General features: G+C 73.0%; 21 protein-coding genes. 16 read left to right on the forward strand and 5 right to left on the reverse strand.

Annotation, left to right across the window (positions count from 1 at the left end):
- Positions 1-293: 293 nt before the first annotated feature.
- The 4 genes from ACQPZZ_RS29220 to ACQPZZ_RS29235 form a co-directional block, all read right to left on the reverse strand.
- Positions 294-689, reverse strand: coding sequence for a VOC family protein (locus ACQPZZ_RS29220; RefSeq protein ID WP_432924330.1), 396 nt, complete (start codon positions 687-689; stop codon positions 294-296).
- 272 nt (positions 690-961) lie between these two features.
- Positions 962-1,675, reverse strand: coding sequence for a helix-turn-helix transcriptional regulator (locus ACQPZZ_RS29225; RefSeq protein ID WP_432924332.1), 714 nt, complete (start codon positions 1,673-1,675; stop codon positions 962-964).
- Positions 1,676-1,841: 166 nt separating this feature from the next.
- The gene (locus ACQPZZ_RS29230; protein ID WP_432924334.1) at positions 1,842-2,300 is read right to left on the reverse strand and encodes a helix-turn-helix transcriptional regulator; all 459 of its coding nucleotides are present in this window, start codon (positions 2,298-2,300) and stop codon (positions 1,842-1,844) included.
- A gap of 69 nt (positions 2,301-2,369) precedes the next feature.
- The gene (locus tag ACQPZZ_RS29235; protein ID WP_432924336.1) at positions 2,370-3,395 is read right to left on the reverse strand and encodes a PHP domain-containing protein; all 1,026 of its coding nucleotides are present in this window, start codon (positions 3,393-3,395) and stop codon (positions 2,370-2,372) included.
- 228 nt (positions 3,396-3,623) lie between these two features.
- Between ACQPZZ_RS29235 and ACQPZZ_RS29240 the strand changes: the two genes are divergently transcribed.
- The 12 genes from ACQPZZ_RS29240 to ACQPZZ_RS29295 all read left to right on the forward strand — a co-directional run bounded on the left by ACQPZZ_RS29240 (position 3,624) and on the right by ACQPZZ_RS29295 (position 15,448).
- Entirely contained in the window at positions 3,624-3,989 is a 366-nt protein-coding gene (locus tag ACQPZZ_RS29240) for a hypothetical protein (protein ID WP_432924338.1), read from the forward strand.
- A gap of 13 nt (positions 3,990-4,002) precedes the next feature.
- A complete protein-coding gene (locus ACQPZZ_RS29245) occupies positions 4,003-5,166 on the forward strand; it encodes a glutathionylspermidine synthase family protein (RefSeq protein ID WP_432924340.1) in 1,164 nt (387 codons plus the stop codon).
- A gap of 11 nt (positions 5,167-5,177) precedes the next feature.
- Positions 5,178-5,651, forward strand: a complete 474-nt coding sequence (locus tag ACQPZZ_RS29250; RefSeq protein WP_363643021.1) for a DUF350 domain-containing protein — start codon at positions 5,178-5,180, stop codon at positions 5,649-5,651.
- 154 nt (positions 5,652-5,805) lie between these two features.
- Positions 5,806-7,410 (forward strand): DUF2079 domain-containing protein, encoded by a 1,605-nt coding sequence (locus ACQPZZ_RS29255; protein WP_432924343.1) that lies wholly within the window; start codon positions 5,806-5,808, stop codon positions 7,408-7,410.
- 178 nt (positions 7,411-7,588) lie between these two features.
- Positions 7,589-8,809 carry a PucR family transcriptional regulator gene (locus ACQPZZ_RS29260; RefSeq protein ID WP_432934587.1) on the forward strand — a complete coding sequence of 407 codons (1,221 nt, stop codon included), beginning with the start codon at positions 7,589-7,591 and terminating at the stop codon, positions 8,807-8,809.
- A 117-nt stretch (positions 8,810-8,926) separates the two neighbouring features.
- Entirely contained in the window at positions 8,927-9,823 is an 897-nt protein-coding gene (locus ACQPZZ_RS29265) for an ACP S-malonyltransferase (RefSeq protein ID WP_432924345.1), read from the forward strand.
- Positions 9,820-10,776, forward strand: coding sequence for a beta-ketoacyl-ACP synthase III (locus ACQPZZ_RS29270; protein WP_432924347.1), 957 nt, complete (start codon positions 9,820-9,822; stop codon positions 10,774-10,776). Before ACQPZZ_RS29265 ends, ACQPZZ_RS29270 begins: the two co-directional genes overlap by 4 nt.
- 79 nt (positions 10,777-10,855) lie before the next feature.
- The gene (locus ACQPZZ_RS29275; RefSeq protein ID WP_363643028.1) at positions 10,856-11,095 is read left to right on the forward strand and encodes an acyl carrier protein; all 240 of its coding nucleotides are present in this window, start codon (positions 10,856-10,858) and stop codon (positions 11,093-11,095) included.
- 106 nt (positions 11,096-11,201) lie between these two features.
- Positions 11,202-12,434, forward strand: coding sequence for a beta-ketoacyl-ACP synthase II (gene fabF, locus ACQPZZ_RS29280; RefSeq protein ID WP_432924350.1), 1,233 nt, complete (start codon positions 11,202-11,204; stop codon positions 12,432-12,434).
- Between the two features lie 14 nt (positions 12,435-12,448).
- Entirely contained in the window at positions 12,449-13,870 is a 1,422-nt protein-coding gene (locus tag ACQPZZ_RS29285) for an acyl-CoA carboxylase subunit beta (protein WP_363643032.1), read from the forward strand.
- A gap of 130 nt (positions 13,871-14,000) precedes the next feature.
- Entirely contained in the window at positions 14,001-14,498 is a 498-nt protein-coding gene (locus ACQPZZ_RS29290; protein ID WP_432924352.1) for a hypothetical protein, read from the forward strand.
- Positions 14,495-15,448 carry an oxidoreductase gene (locus ACQPZZ_RS29295; RefSeq protein ID WP_432924354.1) on the forward strand — a complete coding sequence of 318 codons (954 nt, stop codon included), beginning with the start codon at positions 14,495-14,497 and terminating at the stop codon, positions 15,446-15,448. Before ACQPZZ_RS29290 ends, ACQPZZ_RS29295 begins: the two co-directional genes overlap by 4 nt.
- A gap of 39 nt (positions 15,449-15,487) precedes the next feature.
- On the opposite strand, the gene ACQPZZ_RS29300 is transcribed toward ACQPZZ_RS29295, so the two are convergent.
- Positions 15,488-15,985, reverse strand: coding sequence for a DUF3145 domain-containing protein (locus tag ACQPZZ_RS29300; RefSeq protein WP_179155579.1), 498 nt, complete (start codon positions 15,983-15,985; stop codon positions 15,488-15,490).
- Positions 15,986-16,177: 192 nt separating this feature from the next.
- Between ACQPZZ_RS29300 and ACQPZZ_RS29305 the strand changes: the two genes are divergently transcribed.
- The 4 genes from ACQPZZ_RS29305 to ACQPZZ_RS29320 all read left to right on the forward strand — a co-directional run bounded on the left by ACQPZZ_RS29305 (position 16,178) and on the right by ACQPZZ_RS29320 (position 21,143).
- Positions 16,178-17,197, forward strand: a complete 1,020-nt coding sequence (locus tag ACQPZZ_RS29305; protein WP_432924356.1) for a S8 family peptidase — start codon at positions 16,178-16,180, stop codon at positions 17,195-17,197.
- Positions 17,198-17,242: 45 nt separating this feature from the next.
- Positions 17,243-17,767 carry an RNA polymerase sigma factor gene (locus tag ACQPZZ_RS29310; RefSeq protein ID WP_432924358.1) on the forward strand — a complete coding sequence of 175 codons (525 nt, stop codon included), beginning with the start codon at positions 17,243-17,245 and terminating at the stop codon, positions 17,765-17,767.
- The gene (locus ACQPZZ_RS29315; protein ID WP_432924360.1) at positions 17,764-18,222 is read left to right on the forward strand and encodes a hypothetical protein; all 459 of its coding nucleotides are present in this window, start codon (positions 17,764-17,766) and stop codon (positions 18,220-18,222) included. Before ACQPZZ_RS29310 ends, ACQPZZ_RS29315 begins: the two co-directional genes overlap by 4 nt.
- Before the next feature lie 107 nt (positions 18,223-18,329).
- Positions 18,330-21,143 carry a CHAT domain-containing protein gene (locus ACQPZZ_RS29320; RefSeq protein WP_432924362.1) on the forward strand — a complete coding sequence of 938 codons (2,814 nt, stop codon included), beginning with the start codon at positions 18,330-18,332 and terminating at the stop codon, positions 21,141-21,143.
- Positions 21,144-21,154 lie beyond the last annotated feature (11 nt).

Genomic DNA, 21,154 nt, shown 5'->3' on the forward strand with positions numbered 1-21,154 from the left:
GGGATCGCCGACTCCGCCGGAGCACGACGGACGTCGAAGGAGGGCCGGTCACACCGACCGGCCCTCCTTCGTGTTGCCGGGGACGGGGAAGGGGCCGTCCGGACGCCCTGACGGCCCGGAGGGGAAGGGACCCGGGGGGAAAGGCGCCGCAGGGGAAGCACGGGAGGATCCCGGCGGGCGTCCGGACGGCCTGGGTGCGCTCCGGCCGGTCAGGAACCGGCCGTCGCGAAGATCAGAGGTTGGCTCATTCGAGTGTCACTCACCGGCCGGGACCGGTGGCGCGGCCCGGCCGGTCAGGAACCGGCCGGAGCGAAGACGCCGAAGAGGTTGCCGGAGGTGTCGTGCAGGTAGGCGAAGTCGGGGCCGCCCTCGTGGCCCACCACCTCGCTGAGCACCTTTCCGCCCAGGGCCTCCACCTTCCGGCAGGTCTCGGTCACGTCCCGGACCATGACGGTGAAGATGGCGTGGCCGGGCATGCCGCCACCGGTGCCCAGCACCCCGCCACGCATCTCGTCGTCACCGTCGTAGCTGATGACCCGGTAGTCCATGCCCACGGCGGCCGAGTCCTCGTCGGTCCGGAACCGCCAGCCGAACAGGTCGCCGTAGAACCGCTGGACGCCCTCGGGGTCGTCGCCGGCGATCTCGAACCAGGCGACCGTGTTGACGGCGGGGGCGACGGGAGTGGTCATCGTCGGTCTCTTTCTGTCTAGTTCTCTCTGGCCGCTCGTCTCTTCGTGCGCGGGCGCCGCCTTTTCACACGGGCGCCGCCTTTTCACACGGGCGCCGCCCTTTCACACGGGTGCTGCCTTTCGCGCGGGTGCTGCGGGCGGCGTGGCGAGCGGGGAAGGCGCTGAGCGGGCCGTGGCCGGCCCGTTGTCACGCGAGTAGAGCCTCCCGCCCTTCGGCGACACCCTCCTGTCGGTGTTTTCAGATTTTCACGAACATGTTTTCGGATCCGCGATCAGTCGAGTGCGGGAGTCCGGGCGATCATGTCGGGAACCTCGGCGTCGAACGCCTCCAGGGGCCGGCCGGGCACGGGCTCCTCGGTGAGGGCGGCCTCGGTGATCCGGTCGAGCCGGAAGACGCGGACGGCGTCTCGGAGCCGGCACCAGGCCACCAGGTACCACCATCCGCTCCGCCCGCCGACGAACGCGCCGGGCTCCACCTCCCTGGTCGTCGGCACACCCTGTGCGTCGCCGTACCGGATGCGCAGAACGACGCCCTTGAGCAGGGCCTCCTCGATCACCCGGCCGACCGATCCGGTGTATCGGAGCTCCGGCTCGTCCTCGGTGAGGATCTGCACGCGTGCGGCCAGTTGCCGGGCCCGCTCGCCCTCGGGGCTGGGCATCGCGGCGACGAGCTTGCGCAGTGCGCTGCGCGCCTCGTCGGCGAAGGGCTGCTGCTCTGTGCGGCTGAGGGCGATCGCCACGGCCACGGCCTCGGCGGGGGTGAAGTTGAGCGGGGGCAGCGACATGCTCTTGTCGAGGGCGTAGCCTCCCCTGCGCCCGACCTCCGCGTAGATGGGCACGCCGGCCTGCTGCAGCGCGGAGATGTCCCGCTCGATGGTCCGCGAGCTCACCTCGAAGCGCAGGGCGAGTTCACGCGCGGACCGGCAGCGCGGGGAGATCGCCCGCAGGTCCTCGACGATCGCGTAGAGCCGGTCGGTACGGTTCACGCCGCAGAGAGTAGGCCACCCCACCGACATTTCTCGCTGACACGTTCGACTGCCTCGCGCCGTCGCAGGTGAAGGCGGTCATCGCCGCACACAGGCGTCCCGCGTGGGCCTCCCGCGGCTCCCGCACACGCCTCCCCGGCTCCCGGCGCGCGAACGGACGGCCGGATCAGCCGCCGACGGCCTCGGCGAGCTCGGCCAGGCGGTCGCGGCCCGGCTCGGGGAAGCGCTCGCCGGTGACCTCGGCCCGGGAGATCCGGTCGAGCCGGAAGACGCGCACGTTGTCCCGCAGCCGGCACCAGGCGACCAGATACCAGTGCCCGCCCCGCCCGCCGAGGCAGATGCTCGGCTCGACGTCCCTGACGGTGGGCACGCCCTTGCTGCCGGCGTACTCCAGGCGCAGCACGTGCCGCCCGCGCAGCGCCTCGTCGATGGCGCGCTTCACCGTCTCGGGGCCCGCGAGCGCGTAGCCGCCCTGGTCGAGCCGGATCGGGACACCGGCCTCCCGGAGCTTCGCCACGTCGCGCACGATCGTGCTCCTGCTGACCCCGAGACGCGAGGCGAGCTCGCGGGCCGACAGGCATCCGGCGGTTTTCAGCTCCTTCACCAGCGCGTCGCGGCGTTTCATGATTCGACGCTACGTCGATCAGTGCGGCGAAACCCGTCCGACACCCCTCACCCGGACGCCACAGGACTATCACCCCAAGTCCGGAGCAGTCCCCCAGGGGCGGGCGTTGCGGATGCGCTCCGGCGGTATCCCGCACAGGGCCGCCCGCTCGCACCCGAACCGCTGCCAGTCGAGCTGACCGGGCGCGTGAGCGTCGGAGTCGATCGCGAACTCGCACCCCATCTCGTACGCCAGCCGCATCAGGCGCTTGGGCGGGTCGAGCCGGTCGGGCCTCGAATTGATCTCCACCGCGACCCCGAACCTCCGGCACGCCTCGAAGACGATCTCGGCGTCGAAGCGCGACTCCGGCCGCCCCCGTCCGCGTACGACCCGGCCGGTGCAGTGCCCGAGGACGTCCACGTGAGGATCGGCCACGGCCGCGACCATCCGGCGCGTCATGTCCGCCGCGTCCATGCGCAGCAGCGAGTGGACGCTCGCCACCACGACATCGAGCCGTTCGAGCAGCTCCGCCTCCTGGTCGAGTGAGCCGTCGGTGGTGATGTCCACCTCGATGCCGGTCAGGACGCGGAACGGCGGCCCGCCGTCCGCCGCGTACCGCTCGTTGAGCTCGGCGACCACGTCGAGCTGCCGCCGCAACCGGTCGGCGGACAGGCCGTGCGCGACGGTCAGCCGGGGCGAGTGGTCGGTCAGCGCCAGGTACTCGTGCCCGAGCGAGCGGGCGGCGCCCGCCATCTCCTCGATGGGCGACCCGCCGTCCGACCAGTCGGAGTGGCTGTGGAGGTCGCCGCGCAGCGCCGACCGCAGCGCCTTCGCCGCCTCGTCCAGGTCGACGTCCTCGGTGTCCTCGAGCCGCCGCAGGTAGGTCGGCACGGCGCCGTCCAGCGCCTCGGTGACGACCAGGGCCGTGACCTTGCCGATGCCCCTCATGTCCGTCAGGCCGCCGGTGCGCGCGAGCCGTACCAGCTCCTCCCGGGGCAGGTCCTGGATCGCGGCGGCGGCGCCGCGGAAGGCGCGCACGCGGTAGGTCGGCTCGCCGGCCCGTTCCAGCAGGAAGGCGATCCGCCTGAGTGCCTCGACGGGGTCCACATCCGGCACGTTACCCACCGTACGGAGCCCTGGACGGACCGGAGATAACGGACTTATCAGGAACCGCGCACCGCTGTGTCCCGTTCGTCCAACGAGACGATAATGTGTGCCGATCTCGACAGCAGGAGCGCGATGACCGTCCCACCGCACGTACCCGGCGCCTCCCCTCTGCCTCCTCATCCGATGGCGAGGGACGTCGGTGCGTCCGGTTCACCGTCTCCGCCCTCCGGCGGTTCCATGTCCTCCACCGCGATCAAGCTCGGCACCCTGGGCGTCCTGTCGGTCCTGCTCGTCGGTTTCTGCGCGGCCCAGGACGACTACGAGGAGGTCGGCGCGGACTGCGTGGACACCTCGACGCAGAACCTGGACGGGTCCTACCTGGTCGTGGACGACGACTACTGCGACGACGACGGCGACGGCAACGGCCACAGCCACTACTCCGGCTCGCACGGCGCCTACCGCTGGTACTACGGCGGCGCCCGCAACGGCGGCCGGGTCTACAACGGCACGACCGTACGACCGGCCGACGCGCACATCACGACCCGGACCGGGCGGGTCGTGCAGCGGGGCGGCTTCGGCTTCCACTTCGGCGGCGGAAGCTGAGCGGGGCCGGCACGTGCGCAAGCTGACCTCGGCGCCCAGGGAGAACTGGGCCGGCCTCATCGAGTCGCAGGGACTCGCGTTCCACCGCTCCGCCCACCCCGAGGGCCTCACCCGGCCCTACTGGGACGAGAGCGTCCACTACGTGTTCACCATGGACGAGGTCCTCGCACTGGAGGAGCAGGTCGAGGAGCTGCACCGGATGTGCCTGGCCGCGGCCGACCACATCGTGGCCTTCGACCGGTTCGCCGACCTCGGCATCCCCCCGCACTGCCGCGCGGCCGTCGCGGAGTCGTGGCGGCGGCGCGACCCGCACGTCTTCGGCCGGTTCGACCTGCGCTACGACGGCACGGGACCGGCCAAGCTGCTGGAGTACAACGCCGACACCCCGACCAGCCTGGTCGAGAGCTCGGTCGTGCAGTGGTTCTGGCTGAAGGACGTGTATCCCGACGACGACCAGTGGAACTCGATCCACGAGCGCCTGATCGACCGCTGGAAGTCCCTCGCCCTGCAGACGGGCCCGGCCCACTTCGCGTGGACCAGCGCCGACGAGACGGGCGAGGAGGCGATGACCATCGGCTATCTCCAGGAGACCGCGCGGCAGGCCGGGCTGGTCACGGCGGCGATCGCGATGGAGGACGTCGGCTGGGACGCGCTCAACCGCCGGTTCGTCGACATGGAGCACCGGGTCGTCCGCACGCTGTGCAAGCTGTACCCCTGGGAATGGATCGTCGCCGAACCGTTCGGGCCGCACGCGCTCGCGCAGCAGGTCTCGATGACGTGGATCGAGCCGCTGTGGAAGATGCTGCTGTCCAACAAGGCCCTGCTGGCGATCCTGTGGGAGCTGTATCCCGGCCACCCGAACCTGCTGCCCGCCTACCTCGACGGCCCCCGCGAGCTGGACGGCGGTCCCGGCTACGTGCGCAAGCCGCTGCTCGGCCGCGAGGGCGCCTCGATGCGGATCGCCGCACCGGGCGTCGAGGTGGAGACCGAGGGCGGGTACGGCACGGAGGGCTTCGTCTACCAGGAGTTCGCGCCGCTGCCGGACTTCGGCGGCTGGCGTCCGGTTCTCGGGGCGTGGGTGGTCGACGACGAGTCGGCCGGGCTCGGCATCCGGGAGACCTCCGGCCTCGTCACCGACGACACATCCTCTTTCGTCCCCCACCGCATCCACGGCTGAAAGCGAACCTCATGCCCACTCCAGCGCCCCTCCTGCCGACCGACGCGGGGAGCACCTCGCTCGCCGACGTGCTCGGGCACGGCGCCCTGGCGATCCTCGCGTACGCCATCCTCGGCGTGCTGCTGCTCGTCGCCGGGTTCTACGTCGTGGATCTGGCCATCCCCGGCCGGCTCAGCAAGATCATCCGTACGGACCGCAATCCCAACGCCACGGTGCTGGCCGCCTCCAGCGTCGCCGGCGTCGGACTCGTCGTCGCGGCCTCCATCTGGTCGTCCGGCGGCGCGCTGCGCGAAGGGCTGCTCGCGACGCTCGCGTTCGGCCTGGTGGGCATCGCCGTGCAGACGCTCGGCATGGTCGCCTTCGACAAGGTCGCCGGCATCTCGGTGCGTGAGCTCGTCCGGGAGGCCACACTGCAGCCCGCCGCCGTCCTCCTCGGCGTGACGCACTTCTTCATCGGGCTCATCACGGCCGTCGCTGTCATCTGACCCGTATAACCCGTACGGACCCCGCCCGTGCCGGTGAAACATTCATCGGCACGCGGCGGAAGCCCCAGGTGGGAGCGGCGGGGCACCCGTGGAGCGGTTTCAGGGGAGACGCCCGTATAGACCGTTCCTGTCCTGAGGGCCTACTCTCCTCCTCGTGATCACGGGGACCGCGACGTCAGGGCAACCGTCGGAAGAGTCACGCGCCACGACCGCCGTCGAACCGGAGGAACGGCCGGACGGCCCGGACGACCAGGAACGGGAGTCGGGCACGACCGCGGTCGAACCGGAGGAACGGCCGGACGGCGCGGACGACCGGGAACGGGAGGCGGAGCCGCGGCGCCCCGCCGTGCGGTTCTTGAGGTCCCGCCGTCACCTGATCGCGCTGTCCGTGCTGTGCGCGTTGTCGGCGGCCCTCAACTGGACCCTTTCCCTGCTCAGGTTCGCCCACTTCCAGCTGAGCACCTACGATCTGGTCATCTTCGACCAGGCGGTGCGCGGCTACTCGCGCTTCTCCGCGCCCACGGTGCCGCTGCGTGGAGTCACCGGCAACCTCGGCATGGACTACATCCAGCTGGCCGATCACTTCTCGCCGATCCTGGCCGTGCTGGCGCCCTTCTACTGGCTCCACGACGGACCCGAGACGTTGCTCGTGGCACAGGCGGTGCTGTTCGCCCTGGCCATTCCGTTCGTGTGGATGTTCACCCGGCGCGTGCTCGGCACCCCGCACGCCTACCTCGTCTCCGTCGCGTACGCGATCTCCTGGCCGATCGCGCAGGCGACGGCCGTGGAGTTCCACGAGGTGGCCTTCGTGCCGCTGCTGACCGCGATCGCCGTCGAGCGGCTGCACGCCGGGCGGCGCCTGCCCGGGCTGCTCGCGGTGCTCGGCCTGCTGCTCACCAAGGAGGACCTGGGCCTCATGGTGGTGGGCCTCGGCGCCTGGCTGTTCTTCACCGGACAGCGCCGGCTCGGCGCCGGGCTGGCCTTCGCCGGTGTGACGGTGTTCGAGGTGGTGCGCAAGTTCCTGATCCCCCTCGCGGGCGGCAACCCGGCCTACTACACGCGCTACTCCAAGCTCGGCGAGGACCTGCCGCAGATGCTGTGGAGCGCCGTCACGCGGCCGCACGAATTCGTGGCCATGCTCTTCGACGCCCACCCGAAGTGGGACACCTGGGGCCTGCTGCTGTGGCCGTCGCTGTTCCTGTGCCTGCTGTCCCCCCTCGTTCTGGCGGCGTTGCCGCTGATTCTGGAGCGGCTGCTGGCCGACTCGGACAACTGGTGGTCGACCGGCTGGCACTACGACGCGTTCGTGATCGTGATCGTGCTGATGGCCGGGGTGGACGGCGCGGCGCGGCTCATCCGGTGGCTGGAGCGGCGCGGGGTGCCGCGCCCGGGACACGGCCTGCGGCTGGCCTACGCCGCCGCGGTCTTCGCGGTCGCGGTCACCACGGTCCCCTACCGGCCGTTCGACAACCTGATGAATCCGGACTTCTACCACCCGGATCCGCGTACGGCGGCCCGGGAGCAGGCCATGAGCATGGTTCCCGACGGCGTGGTGGTGGAGGCGAGCGACGACTTCGGCGCGCGGCTGTCCGGCCGGACGACGGTGCTGTGGTGGGATTACCAGAAGCGGGGCACGCCCTGGATCGTGGCCTCGATCAACAACGACCTGCGCGGCCTGATCGACAGCTACCTGACCGAGGGCTACGAGCTGCGCCTCGACCGGGACGACATCGTCGTCCTGCACCGCATCGGCGCCTGACACCGCGGACCGCCGCCGCGACCTGCGGCGACACCGCTCGTGCCCCCGTACGGCGCGTGCACAGGGATGACCTGGCACGCTAGTAGGCGTGAGCGAGCGGGGCGCGTGGAACGGCGGGCAGATGCGTGCGAACGGGCGAGGCGACGATGTCGTCCGGGTGGCCGGAGACGGAGTGCCGATGAGCGACAGGGCCCATGAGGACGGCGGTGCCCGGGAAAACGACAGGGCCAGGGAAACGGACAGGGCCCATGAGGACGACAGGATCCGGGAGGACACGGCACGACGCCTCGACCGGGCCATGGGCAGCCTGGGGACGGCCGCCATGGCCCGGATGGAGGAGCGGCTGGCCTGGTACCGCGCGCTGTCGGCGGAGGACAGGTCGTGGGTGGGCCTCGTGGCCCAGGCCGGCATCGCGGCGTTCGTGGAGTGGTTCGGCCACGCGGGCGAGGGACGGCCGACGCCGAGCATCGAGTTCTTCGGCACGGCGCCGCGCGAGCTCAAGCGCAGCGTGTCGCTCCAGCAGACGGTCGATCTCGTCCGCATCGTCGTCGAGGTCGTCGAGGCCCAGGTCGAGGAGCTGGCCGCACCCGGCGGCGCGGAGCTGCTGCGGCACGCGATGCTGCGCTACACGCGCGACGTCGCCTTCGCCGCCGCCCAGGTGTACGCCAGGGAGGCCGAGGCGCGCGGCTCGTGGGACGCGCGGCTGGAGGCGCTCATCGTGGACGCGCTGGTGCGCGGCCAGGTCGACGACGGGCTGCACTCGTGGGCCGCAGCGCTCGGCTGGACCTCCGCGCCGGTCGTGGTCTTCGCCGGGTACGCCCCCGACGAGGACCCGCAGAGCGTCATCGACGGGCTGCGCGACAAGGGACGGCGCCTCGGTCACGAGCTGCTCGCCGGGGTGCAGGGCGACCGGCTCATCGTGATCGTGGGCGGCGCGGACGGCGTCAAGGACGCCGCGCGCGGCGTGGTGGCGCGCTTCGGCCCCGGGCCCGTCGTGATCGGGCCGGAGGTGCCCGACCTGCACGCGGCGGCCAGGTCGGCCCGCGCGGCCATCGCGGGCCTGCGTGCCGCCGCCGGATGGCCCGACGCCCCGCGCCCGGTGCTCGCCGAGGACCTGCTGGCCGAACGCGCGCTGGACGGCGACGAGGACGCCCGGGCCCAGCTGGTGGAGAACGTCTACAAGCCGCTCGCCGGAACCCCGCTGCTCGACACGCTCGCGACATACCTGGAGCAGGGGACCTCCCTGGAGGCGACCGCCCGGCTGCTGTTCGTCCACCCCAACACCGTGCGGTACCGTCTTCGTAAGATCACGGAACTGACCGGGTACCAGCCCACGGAGGGACGGTCCGCATTCACCCTCCAGGTGGGCCTCATACTCGGGCGCCTGTCCGTAACCTGAGCCGGGTGCCTTAATCCCCTCGACACCGAAACTGTAGGTACCCCACAACGCGGCGCCCACAAAGTTCGTTCGGATCTCCATCGGTGTGGTGAACCTCTACAGGGCAGGGTTGAGTACGTGCTCGTCATCGTCGCTCCGGGCCAAGGCGCCCAGACCCCAGGATTCCTCAGTCCGTGGCTCGAGATCCCCGAGTTCCGCGAGCGGATCTCCGTATGGTCCGAGATCGTGGAGCTCGACCTCGTGGCGTACGGGACGACCGCCGGCGGCGACGAGATCCGCGACACGGCCGTGGCCCAGCCCCTCCTGGTGGCGGCCGCCCTGGCGTCGTTCGAGACACTCGGGATCCGGCCGGACCTGGTCGCCGGGCACAGCGTGGGCGAGTTCGCCGCCGCCGCCATCGCCGGGGTGCTGACCTCCGAGCAGGCCCTCGCGCTGGTGCGCGAGCGCGGCCGGGCCATGGCCAAGGCCGCCGCCGTCACCGAGACCGGCATGAGCGCGGTGCTCGGCGGCGCGGAGGAGGACGTCCTGGCCGCGATCGCCAAGCACGGCCTGACCCCCGCCAACATCAACGGCGCCGGCCAGATCGTCGCGGGCGGCACGCGGGAGCAGCTGGAGGCCTTCGCGGCCGAGCCGCCGGAGAAGGCGCGGGTGCGCCCCCTGGCGGTCGCCGGAGCCTTCCACACCGTCCACATGGCCCCCGCCGTGGATCACCTGCGTGCCGAGGCCGCGGCCCTCACCCCCGCGGAGCCGTCGGTCACGCTGCTGTCGAACTCCGACGGCGCGGCCGTCGCCGGAGGAGGCGAGTTCCTGAACCGGCTGGTGAACCAGGTGGCCAACCCGGTCCGGTGGGACGCCTGCATGGCGACGATGGCCGAGCGCGGCGTCACCACCATGATCGAGCTGCTACCCGGCGGCACGCTGACGGGCCTGGCCCGGCGGGCCCTGCCCGGGGTGAAGACCGTGGCGCTCAAGACCCCTGCTGACCTGGACACCGCCCGGGAGGTACTGAAGTGAGGCTCGGTCAAGGCGCCCCCGCGGCGAGGGTGCTCGCCTTCGGCGGCTACCAGCCCGCCCAGGTCGTGACCAACGACGATTTGGCCGCCCGGCTCGACACCAGCGACGAGTGGATCCAAAGCCGCGTCGGCATCAAGGAACGGCGTGTGGCGGGCCCGGAGGAGTCGGAGATCGACCTCGCGGTGCAGGCGGGCGGCAAGGCCCTCGCGGCAAGCGGCCTGTCGAGCGACGACATCGACCTCGTGATCGTGGCGACCTGCACGATCGAGGCTCCCATCCCCAACGCGGCCGGCCGCGTCGCGCACCGGCTCGGCATCACGGCCCCCGGCGCCTACGACCTCAACGCCGCCTGCGCCGGGTTCTGCTACGCGCTGGCCGCCGCGTCCGACGCGGTACGGTCGGGGTCGGCGACCAACGTGCTGGTCGTCGGCAGCGAGAAGCTCACCCAGTGGGTGGACCGCGACGACCGGTCGACCGCCGTCATCTTCGCCGACGGCGCGGGCGCCGCGGTCGTGGGCCCCTCCGACCGGCCGGGCATCGGCCCGGTGGCCTGGGGCAGCGCCGGCGACAAGGCCGAGGCGATCATGGTCAAGGACCGCCGGTCCTTCCTCTACCAGGAGGGCCAGACGGTGTTCCGCTGGGCCACCACCGCGCTTCACCCGGTGGCCAAGCTCGCCTGCGAGCGTGCGGGCGTGGACCCCGCCGACCTGGACGCGTTCGTCCCCCACCAGGCGAACCTGCGCATCGTCGAGGCGATCGCGCGCAAGCTGGGCGCCGACAAGGCCGTCGTCGCCAGGGACATCGTGCTCGCCGGCAACACCTCCGCCGCGTCGATCCCGCTCGCGCTGTCCCGCATGATCGAGCGCGGCGAGGTCCAGTCGGGTGACCTGGCCCTGCTGCTGGGCTTCGGCGCCGGCCTCACCTACGCCTCCCAGGTGATCGAGATCCCCTGAGGACTTGTACGGCCTGCCGTACAGAACTGGGGCAACCCAGAAAACCCTGAAGACAGTAAACCCAAGGAGTAGTCGCGACATGGCACTGACCGAGCAGGAGATCCTCGCGGGCCTCGGCAAGATCATCAACGAGATCACCGGGATCCCGGCCGACGAGGTCACCCCGGAGAAGAGCTTCGTGGACGACCTGGACATCGACTCGCTCTCCATGGTCGAGATCGCCGTCGCGGCCCAGGACGAGTTCGGCGTCGAGATCCCCGACGACCAGCTCAAGAACCTGAAGACCGTCAAGGACGTCATCAGCTTCATCCAGGCCTGACCTTCGCCGTACGACGGCGCACGGACGTGCCCGCCCCGTCTCCGGCGAGGCGACAGGGCGCGTCCGGCCCCCTTTCACGCCCCGCTAGCAAGAGGAGTGCAGACAAGTGAGTAAGGACCGGGTACGTGTCGTAGTCACCGGGCTCGGCGCGACGACGCCCCTCGGTGGAGACGTCGCATCGACCTGGTCGGCGCTCCTCGAGGGGCGGTCGGGCATCCGCACGCTCACCGAGGACTGGGTCGACACCGTGCCGGTGAAGTTCGCCGGCGTGGCGGCCGTCGATCCCGGCGAGGTGCTTCCCCGGCCCGAGGCCAGGAGGCTCGACCGGGCCGAGCAGTTCGCCCTGATCGCCGCCAGGCAGGCCTGGCAGGACGCGGGCGCCCCCGAGGTGGACGGGGAGCGGCTGGGCGTCGTGGTCGGCAGCGGCATCGGCGGCATCGGAACGATCCTGTCCGCCTACGACCTCTACCGGGAGAAGGGCTGGAACCGGCTGTCGCCGTTCACCGTGCCCATGCTCATGCCCAACGGCTCGGCCGGTTGGATCAGCATCGAACTGGGCGCCAAGGCCGGTGCGCACGCCACGGTCAGCGCCTGCGCCACCGGCGCCGAGTCCATCGGCTACGGCATCGACATGATCCGCTCCGGCCGGGCCGACATCGTGGTCGCCGGCGGCACCGAGGCGGCGATCCACGGTCTGAACGTGGCGTCGTTCGCCGCGGCGCGCGCCATGTCGACCCGCAACGACGAGCCCGAGCGCGCCTCCCGCCCGTTCGACAAGGGCCGCGACGGCTTCGTGCTCGGCGAGGGCTCGGGCATCGTGGTGCTGGAGTCGGAGGAGCACGCCCTGGCTCGCGGCGCCCGCATCTACGCCGTGGCCGCCGGAGCCGGTTACACCAGCGACGCCTTCCACATCACCGGGATCGACCCGGACGGCAAGGGCGGCAAGGAGGCCATGCTCCGGGCCCTCAGGAACGCGGACCTCGACCCGTCGGACGTCGTCCACGTCAACGCCCACGCCACGTCGACCCCGCTCGGCGACGAGATCGAGGCCCGTGCGATCAAGGAGGCCATCGGCGGCCACGCGATCGTCACCGCCACCAAGTCGATGACCGGTCACCTCCTCGGCGGCGCCGGCGGCATCGAGTCGATCTTCACCATTCTCGCCCTGCACGAGCGGATCGTGCCGGCCATCGCGAACCTGGACGACCCGGCCGACGGCATCGAGGTCGACCTCGTGCGCGGCGAACCCCGCAAGCTCGAGGGCGACCAGCTCGCCGCGATCAACAACTCCTTCGGGTTCGGCGGACACAACGTCGCCGTGGCCTTCACGACGTTTTGACAAGGGAGTCTCGAATGACAGTGCTGGACAGCAGGACGGTGGCCGACGCCGCCGAAGCGGCCGCCGTCGACAATCGTGACCCCTTGGTGCGCCTCGGCCACCTGCTGGACGAGGGCTCGATCCGGCCGATCACCCCCGAGGACAAGAGCGGCGTGCGTGCGGTGGCCGGGCGCGTCGAGGGTGTGCCCGTCGTGGCGTTCTGCAGCGACGCCCGCCTCCAGGGCGGCGCGATGGGCGCGGAGGGCTGCGAGCACATCGTCCACGCCTACGACGTGGCCGTGCGCGAACGGGTGCCGATCATCGGCCTCTGGCACTCCGGCGGCGCCCGCCTGGCCGAGGGTGTGGAGTCGCTGCACGCCGTGGGCCGGGTGTTCACCGCCATGACCAAGGCGTCGGGCCTGGTCCCCCAGATCTCCGTCGTGGTCGGCCCGGTGGCCGGCGGCGGTGCGTACGGCCCCGCCCTGACCGACATCGTGATCCTCGCCGACAACGGCCGCATCTTCGTCACCGGGCCGGACGTCGTGCGCAGCGTGACCGGCGAGGAGACCGACATGGCCTCGCTCGGCGGGCCGGAGCCGCACAGCAAGCGCAGCGGCGTCGTCCACGTCGTCACCAAGGACGAGCCCGAGGCGATGCTGCGGGCCCGTCAGCTCGCGTGCCTGCTCGGTCACCAGGGCCGGGTGCGCGGCGAGGTGGACGAGGTCGACTTCGGCAGCCTGCTCCCCGACAACCCCCGCCGCGCCTACGACGTGCGCCCGCTCGTCAACGGGCTGCTCGACGAGCCCGGTGTGGAGCTGCACCCCAAGTGGGCGCCGAACATCGTCACCACCCTGGGCCGGCTCGGCGGCCGCACGGTCGGCGTCATCGCCAACAACCCCATGCGGCTCGGCGGCTGCCTCGACTCCACCTCGGCGGAGAAGGCCGCCCGGTTCGTCCGGATGTGCGATGCCTTCGGAGTGCCGCTGGTGGTGCTCGTGGACGTGCCCGGCTACCTCCCCGGAGTCGGCCAGGAGCACGACGGAATCGTACGGCGCGGCGCGAAGCTGCTGCACGCGTTCGCCGAGGCGTCCGTGCCCCGCGTCACACTGATCACCCGTAAGGCGTACGGCGGGGCGTACATCGCGATGAACTCCCGCTCGCTCGGCGCGACCCGCGTGTTCGCCTGGCCGAACATCGAGGTGGCGGTCATGGGCGCGGTCGCGGCGGTGCGCATCCTCAAGCGGCGCGAGCTCGCCGCCGCTCCCGAGGAGGAGCGCTCCGCGCTCGAGGCCCGGCTGGCCGAGGAGCACGAGAAGACGGCGGGCGGCCTCCAGCGCGCCCTCGACCTCGGCGTGATCGACGAGGTGATCGAGCCGGCCAAGACGCGCGGTGCGATCGCCCGGGTGCTCGCCCAGGCCACCCCGGCCCGCGGCGCCCACGGCAACATCCCGCTCTGACGACGCTCAGGAAGCGCCGGTCCCCGCACCCGGGGGCCGGCGCTTTCGCGTTCCCCCGGAGCGGACATCCAAATACTTGACGCTGGACGACAAGCACTTGATGCTTGTCGTCAAGTAGGAGGAGGCGGGCATGGACGAGCGCCACGAACTGGCCGATGACCTGTACCGGGTCGTCGGCGGCAGGGTGCTCGACGCGCTGGAGATCCTCTTCGAGCCCGGAGAGCTGTCCGGCGAGGACACGCGGCTGCGCGAGCTCCTGGCGGTGAAGAGCCGGGCCTGGGCGGACGTGCTGTGCGGGGAGGACGACCGCGCGGCCGCCTTCCTCGCGATCCGGCTGGTGAGCGCGCTGTATCCCGGCGACGCGCCGTTCGACCCGCCCGCCGCGTGGTGGACCACGCCGCTGGGCCGGGCCGTCGCCCGGCGCGCGGGGCACCCGGCCGCGACGGCGGTGCCGGTCTCGGTCGCCGCGGCGATGCTCGGCATCACCCGCCAGGGCGTGCACGACCTGGTGCGCCGGCACAAGCTCGACCGCGATCCCGAGGGCGCCGTCACCACCGCGTCGATCCAGGCCCGCCTCTCCCGCAGCCGCGGCCACCAGGCCGCGGCCGTCACGAGGAGGCTCGAATGACCACTTCCACCGGTCCCACGGGCGCCAGGGGTTCCACCGATTTCACCGGCGACGTCCTGCGGCTCGCGGACGGCCTCGCCGTCCGGCGGCTGGGGTACGGCGCGATGCAGCTGCCGGGGCCGGGCGTGTGGGGCCCGCCGCGCGACCACGCCACCGCTCTCGCCGTGCTGCGGCGGGCCGTGGAACTGGGCGTCACCCACATCGACACCAGCGACTTCTACGGCCCGCACGTCGCCAACGACCTGATCAGGCAGGCTCTGCACCCCTATCCGGACGACCTGGTCATCGCCACCAAGGTCGGCGTGGTCCGCGACGAGTGGCACGGGTTCGAGGCCGCCGCGGAGCCCGAGCGGCTGCGCGAGCAGGTCGAGGAGAACCTGGCCCGGCTCGGCCTGGCCCGGCTCGACCTCGTCTACCTGCGGGTGGGCGGCGACGGACTGCTGTTTCCCGGCGAGGTGCCCTTCGCCGAGTCCTTCGGGGCGCTGGCCGAGCTGCACGGACGCGGGCTGATCCGGGCGCTCGGGCTCAGCGGCGTGACGACGGGGCAACTGGCCGAGGCGCGCGCGATCGCGCCCGTGGCGGCGGTGCAGAACCGGTTCCACCTGTTCGACCGGTCGGGCGCGGACGTCCTGGCCGCGTGCGAAGCGGACGGCATCGCGTTCACCGCCTACTTCTCGCTCGCCGCCGGCATGCTCCGCCCCGGACTGGATCTGTCGCAGGCCCCGCTCGGTATGGCCCCCTCGGCCGAGCGGCTGGCCGTGCTCGACGAGGTCGCCGGCCGGTACGGCGCGACCCGCGCCCAGGTGGCGCTCGCCTGGCTGCTCGGCCGCTCTCCGGTAAGCCTGGCCATTCCCGGCACCTCCTCGCTCGCGCACCTGGAGGAGAACATGGCCGCGGCCCGGCTGCGCCTGTCCCCCGAGGACATCGCGCTGCTGGACACGCTCGCCTGAGGCGTCACCGGCCCGGGAGCGTCAGACGGCCCCGGTGCATCAGACGGCCGCGTGCAGCCACCGGACTGGCGCTCCCTCACCCGCGTACCGGAACGACTCCAGCTCCTCGTCCCACTGCTTGCCGAGCAGGCGGTCGAGTTCCTCCTCCAGGACCACCCGGCCCTGCGCCGCCATGAGCATGACGTTGCGTAGCCGGTCCTCGGGGATCAGGATGTCGCCGTTCGCGCCGACGACCGCCGTGAAAGCGCCCAGCGTCGGCGTGTAGGCGTGCCGGGAGCCGTCGACGCCCGGCGAGGCGTCCTCGGTTATCTCGAAGCGGATGCGCTGCCAGCCCATGAGCGATGACGTGATCGCCGCCGCCGTGCCGGGACGCCCCTCCCACTCGGCCTGGGCCCGCAGGGTCCCGGGCGCGGCGGGCTGGGCGGTCCACGTCAGGTCGACGGGCACGCCAAGAACGCCTGCGACGGCCCACTCGATGTGCGGGCACAGCGCAGGCTGAGCCGAGTGGACGTACAGGACGCCACGAGCAGCAGCCACCGGACCTCCCAATTCGCATGAGGTGCGCCTTCCCCAACGGCCTCATACTTGGGATGATCACGGTTAGATGACTGTAGGAGAGACTACCGTCCGTCGCAGCCCGGCACCAGAGGGGGGTCATACCGATTGGTGCTTGGCGACCAACCGAATCGGGAAGGACGCGTTCCGTAACCATCACGGAAAGGCCTCCCCATGCGCAGCCGGCTCGTCGAACCCCTCCCAGGACGGCCCGTTCTCATCCGGCCGGACGAACTCCTGACCTCCTCCCCCGCCGCCGTCGCCCGCTGGGCCCTGGCCGCCGAACCGCTTCCCGGCGCCGGTCACGTCCACCGCGTACGGCTGCCGCCGGGCACCGACGTGATCGATCTGACGGCCACCCTCCGCGACCGCGGCCATCCGGCCTCCCCCAACCACGTACTGACGGGCCAGCCGCTGTTCTTCGGCGGGCCCGGCGGGCCGCCCGCGCCCGCGGCGGCGCCGCCGTACGAGCCGGGTGAGCCGTGCGACGTCACCGTGGCGGTCGTCGACACCGGACTGGCGCCGCATCCGTGGCTGACGCGGTGGTACAGCGATGACATCGCCGAGACGCCCGACGCGGACGGCGACGGTGTGCGCGACCGGCAGGCCGGGCACGGGACCTTCGTCGCCGGACTGATCCTGCGGCACGCGCCCGGGGTCCGGCTGCGCGCCCTGCGCCTCCTCGACAGCGAGGGCGTGTGCGACGAGGCGGCGCTGCTGCGCGCGCTCGCCGTGCTGCGCGGTGAGCGCGCCGACGTGGTCAACCTCTCCTTCGGCGGCCACACCTTCGACGACGCGCCGCCCCTCGGGCTGGCCGAGGCGCTGACCGGTTTTCCCGCCGTCGTCGCGTGCGCGGGCAACACCGCGTCGCCGCGTCCCTTCTGGCCCGCGGCGATGTCCGGAGTCGTCGCCGTCGGCGCACTCGACGGAGACGCCAGGGCCGATTTTTCCGCGTACGGCCCGTGGGTGGACGTCTGGGCTCCGGGCGTCGCCCTGACCAGCAGCTTTCTGGACCACGGAGACTTCCGCGGCTACGCGACGTGGAGCGGCACGTCGTTCGCCGCCGCCGTGGTCACCGGCGCTCTCGCCCGCCTGTGCCGGGACGTCCCGCCCGACCGGGCCGTACGACGCCTGCTCGGCGCCGGCCGGCGGGTGGCGGATCTCGGGGTGGTCGTGAACAGCGGAGATCGGTAAGGTTCCTGTCACAATGAGCTTCTCAACGAGCACACAGAGCGACATATGCCGGCAGACGACTCCTTCACCATCATCGACCAGGCCACCTGGGAGGACCTGGTCGCCCGGTTCGACGGCAGGATGTGGGCGGTCGCCCGGGCGTTCGGGCTGAGCACCGCCGACGCGGCCGACGCCGTGCAGGGCGCCTGGCTGCGGCTCGTGGAGAACGCGGACGCCATCCGCGACCCCGAACGGATCGGCGCGTGGCTCGTCACCACGACGCGGCACGAGGCCGCGCGGGTCGGCCGCAGGGCGCGCGGGGAGATCGTCGCGGACCTCGACCTGCCGGACACCGCGCTGCCCGATCCGACGGCCGCGGTCGTGGACGCCGACTTCGGCAGGCGGGTGTGGCGCAGGCTCGACCTGCTCGGCGAGCCGTGCCGGTCGCTCATCCGCCTCTACGTGCTCCACCCCGAGGCGCGGTACGCCCAGATAGCGGTCCGGCTCGACCTGCCGGTCGGCAGCATCGGCCCCACCAGGGCCCGCTGCATGGCCCGCCTGCGCGCTCTCGTGGAGGAGGAGGTCCGATGAGGGAGGAATACCTGCTGGCGGCCCTGCGCATGGGGGCGGGCGCCGATCCGGTGCCGGAGGGCGTGTCGGCCGCCGCCCGGGCGGTCTTCGGCCTGCGCGTGCCGGGAGGCGTGCCGGCCGGGCCGGTCGACGTCACCGTGCCGCCGGGGGCCCGTTCCCGCCCCGACACCGGGACGGCGCATACCGGCGTCCGCCGCTTCAGCGCGGGCGGCCTGGTCATCGACATCGAGACGGCCGTCGTCGGCGAACGCATGGAGGTGGCCGGACAGGTGTCCCCCGCCCCCGGGCCGGACGCCCGGATCGAGGTGCGCACCCCCCACATCGGCAAGGTCCGGGCCCCCTCGGCCAGCGGTCACTTCGCGGTGGCCGGCCTGCCGCCCGGGTGGGTCAGCGTGGTCTGCCACCGGCCCGGACACCCGCCCGTCTTCACCCGCTGGGTCCACGTACGCCCATGACGCGGCAGGGCACACCTCATCCGGCCCCCGGCGAGCGCCCCGGCCCGCCCGATAGGGCTCGCCCGGGATCGGAGCCCGGCCCCTCGCCGGACCCGGCCGCCGATGTGGTGCGGACTGCTCCGGAATCTCCGCTGGGCGTGTGCCTGCTCGACCGGGCCGAGGCCGCCGTGCGGCTCTCCGCGACCGACCCCCGGCTGGCCCTCGTGGAGGCGAGAGCCGTACTTGACCCGGCCGGGCGGCCGGGGCCCGCGGGCGCGTACGGCGAGGCGGCGTCGGTGGCGCTGCGCGCGGCGGCGCTGGCGGCCCGCGAGCTGGGCGACCTGGAGCTCGCCCGGGAACGGCTGGAGGAGGCGATCGCGGCGGGGCGGAGCTTTCCGCTCCGGGTGGCGCAGGCCCGGATGTCGCTCGTCACGGTCCGGGCCCAGCTCGGCGACCCGGAGGGCGGGCTGCGCCTCGCCGATCTCGCCGAGCGGGATCTCGCGGGAACCGACCTGGCCAGGCTCGGTGTGCAGCGGTCGGTCGCCCTGATCCTGCTGGGACGGCACGAGGAGGCCGTACGGCACTGCGACCGGGCGGTCGGCCTGCTGGACGACGATCCCCGCTTCCGGGCGGGCGGGCTGCTGAACCGCGGCCTCGCCCACACCTACCTTGAGCGGTACGAGGAGGCCGAGGCCGACCTGGCGGAGTGCGCCCGGGTCGCGAGATCGGCGGGCCTGGACCACGTCGCGATGCTGGCGGAGGGCAACCTGCCGTTCGTGGCCGCCCGGCGCGGTGACATCGCCGCCGCCTTCGCGCGCTACCGCGCGGCCGAGACCACGTTGTTCGGCTTCCCGGAACGGCTCGCCGCGATGCGCACGGACTTCGCCGAGGCGCTGGTGGCCGCGCGGCTCCCCGGAGAGGCGCGCACGCTGCTCGAGCAGGCCGTTCCCGAACTGGTGGCGGCCGGGGCGCAGGCGGCGGTCCCCGGCGCGCGGCTGCTGCTCGCCCAGGCCGCGCTCCTCGCCGGGGACGCCCCGCTTGCCGAGACGACGGCGCGCACGGCGCTCGCGGAGCTGGACGCGCAGGGCAGGACGGCCTGGCTGCCCCTGGCCAGGGAGGTCGTCCTGCGAGCCCGCCTCGCGGAGGCCCCCGCACCCCTGCCCCCGCACGCATGCGACCCGCCGGCCGCACGCGCCGCACCCCCGCCCGTGCACGCATTCGACCCGGCGGCCGCACGCGCCGCACCCCCGCCCGTGCACGCATTCGACCCGGCGGCCGAGGCTCCGGTCATTCTCGGGCAGGAGACGGCGGAGGCCGAGGGCCCGCCCACCGGCACGCACGACCCGACGGCGGCCGACGACCTCGTCACCGCCTTGATCACGTGCGCCGACGACCTGGCGGCGTGCGGCTGGCCCGGCGCGTCGGCGGCGCTGCGGCTCACCGCCGCGGCGGCGGCCGTACGCCTGGGCGCGATCACGCACGCCCGCCCGCAGCTCGACCGCGTCGCCGCCACCGCCACCCGTCCGCTCGTACGCTGGCACGCGACGGCGATGCGGCACCGCCTGGACGGGGACCTCGACCGGGCCCTGGCGGCCGCGGCACGGGGCATCGAGACCGTGCACATTCCGGGCGGCGACGCCGGGCCCCGCGACTCAACCGGTTCCCGCGACTCAACCGGTTCCCGCGACTCGGCCGGTTCCCGCGACCGCGACGTGGCGCGGGACGCGGAGCTGCGGGTGCACGCGGCGCGGCCGGCCGAGGATCTCGCCGTGTTCGGGCTGGAGGTCGCCGTCGACCGGGCCCGGCGGACGGGCGACGCGCGAACGGTGCTCGAATGGGCCGAGCGATGGCGGGCGGTCGTGCGCGGCGCCGGGGCCGCCTCGTTCCGCCTCCCCGATCCCGCGCCCTGTCGCCCGCCCGGAACTCTGCCCGGCGCCCTGCCCGCCGGGTCCGGGCTCCTGGTGGAGCTGGTGCGGCGCGGCGACGACCTGTTCGCCGTCGCGGCCGGTCCCGGGGGCTGCGCGCTGCGGAGGCTCGGCTCCTACCAGGCGGCGGTGGAGGCGACCGTGCGGATCAGGTACGGCCTGCGCCGCCGGGCGCTGCGCGACACCCGTCGCGACGACACCCCGCACGACACGGACGGCCTTTCCGGCCCGGCGGACGAGGGGGTCGCCCGCGAGCTGTCCGCGCTCGACCGCGTTCTCCTGTCCGGCCCCGGAACCCTCGAATCAGCGGGATGCCCGGCCGGCGGGCCGGTGACGATCGTGCCCACCGGAGCGCTGTGCACGCTGCCCTGGCCGCTGCTTCCGTCGCTGCACGGCAGGCCGGTGTCGGTGGCGGCCGACGCCGCCGCGTGGCTCGCCCCGCGTCCGGGCCCGGCCGGCGCACCTCTGGTGCTGTCGCTCGCCGGACCGGGGCTCGATCACGCCGCGGCCGAGGCCGACATGGTCGCCGCCGCGCACAGGCGGGCGCGGCGCGTTCGCGCCACCAGGGCGGAGGTGCTCCGCGCGCTGGAGCGGGCCGACGTGCTCCACGTCGCCGCCCACGGGATGTTCAGCCCGCGCGGGCCCATGCTGTCGCGGATCACGCTCGACGACGCGCCGCTCATGGCTTACGACCTGCTGACCGCGCGGCGGATCCCCCGCCTCGTCGTGCTGTCGGCCTGTGACGCCGGCATGGCCCACGCCCCGGTGGACGGCGCGGCGCTGGGCCTCGCCGGGGCCTTCCTCGACAGCGCCGCCCGCAACGGGGACACCGCGTGCGTGGTGGCCGGTGTGCTGCCGGTGCGCGACGAGGAGGCACTGGCGCTCATGACGCTCTTCCACACGCTGCTGGCCGAGGGCCGCTCCCCCGCCGACGCGCTGGCCCGGGCGTCCGCGAAGACGGCCGTGCCGGGCTTCGTCTGCTTCGGCGCCGGCGACACGCCCTTTGCCGCGGGCTGACGATGTACTTC

Origin of the sequence: Microbispora sp. CA-135349 (assembly GCF_050947365.1) — a bacterium.
In the GTDB taxonomy this organism is placed as follows: Bacteria; Actinomycetota; Actinomycetes; order Streptosporangiales; family Streptosporangiaceae; genus Microbispora.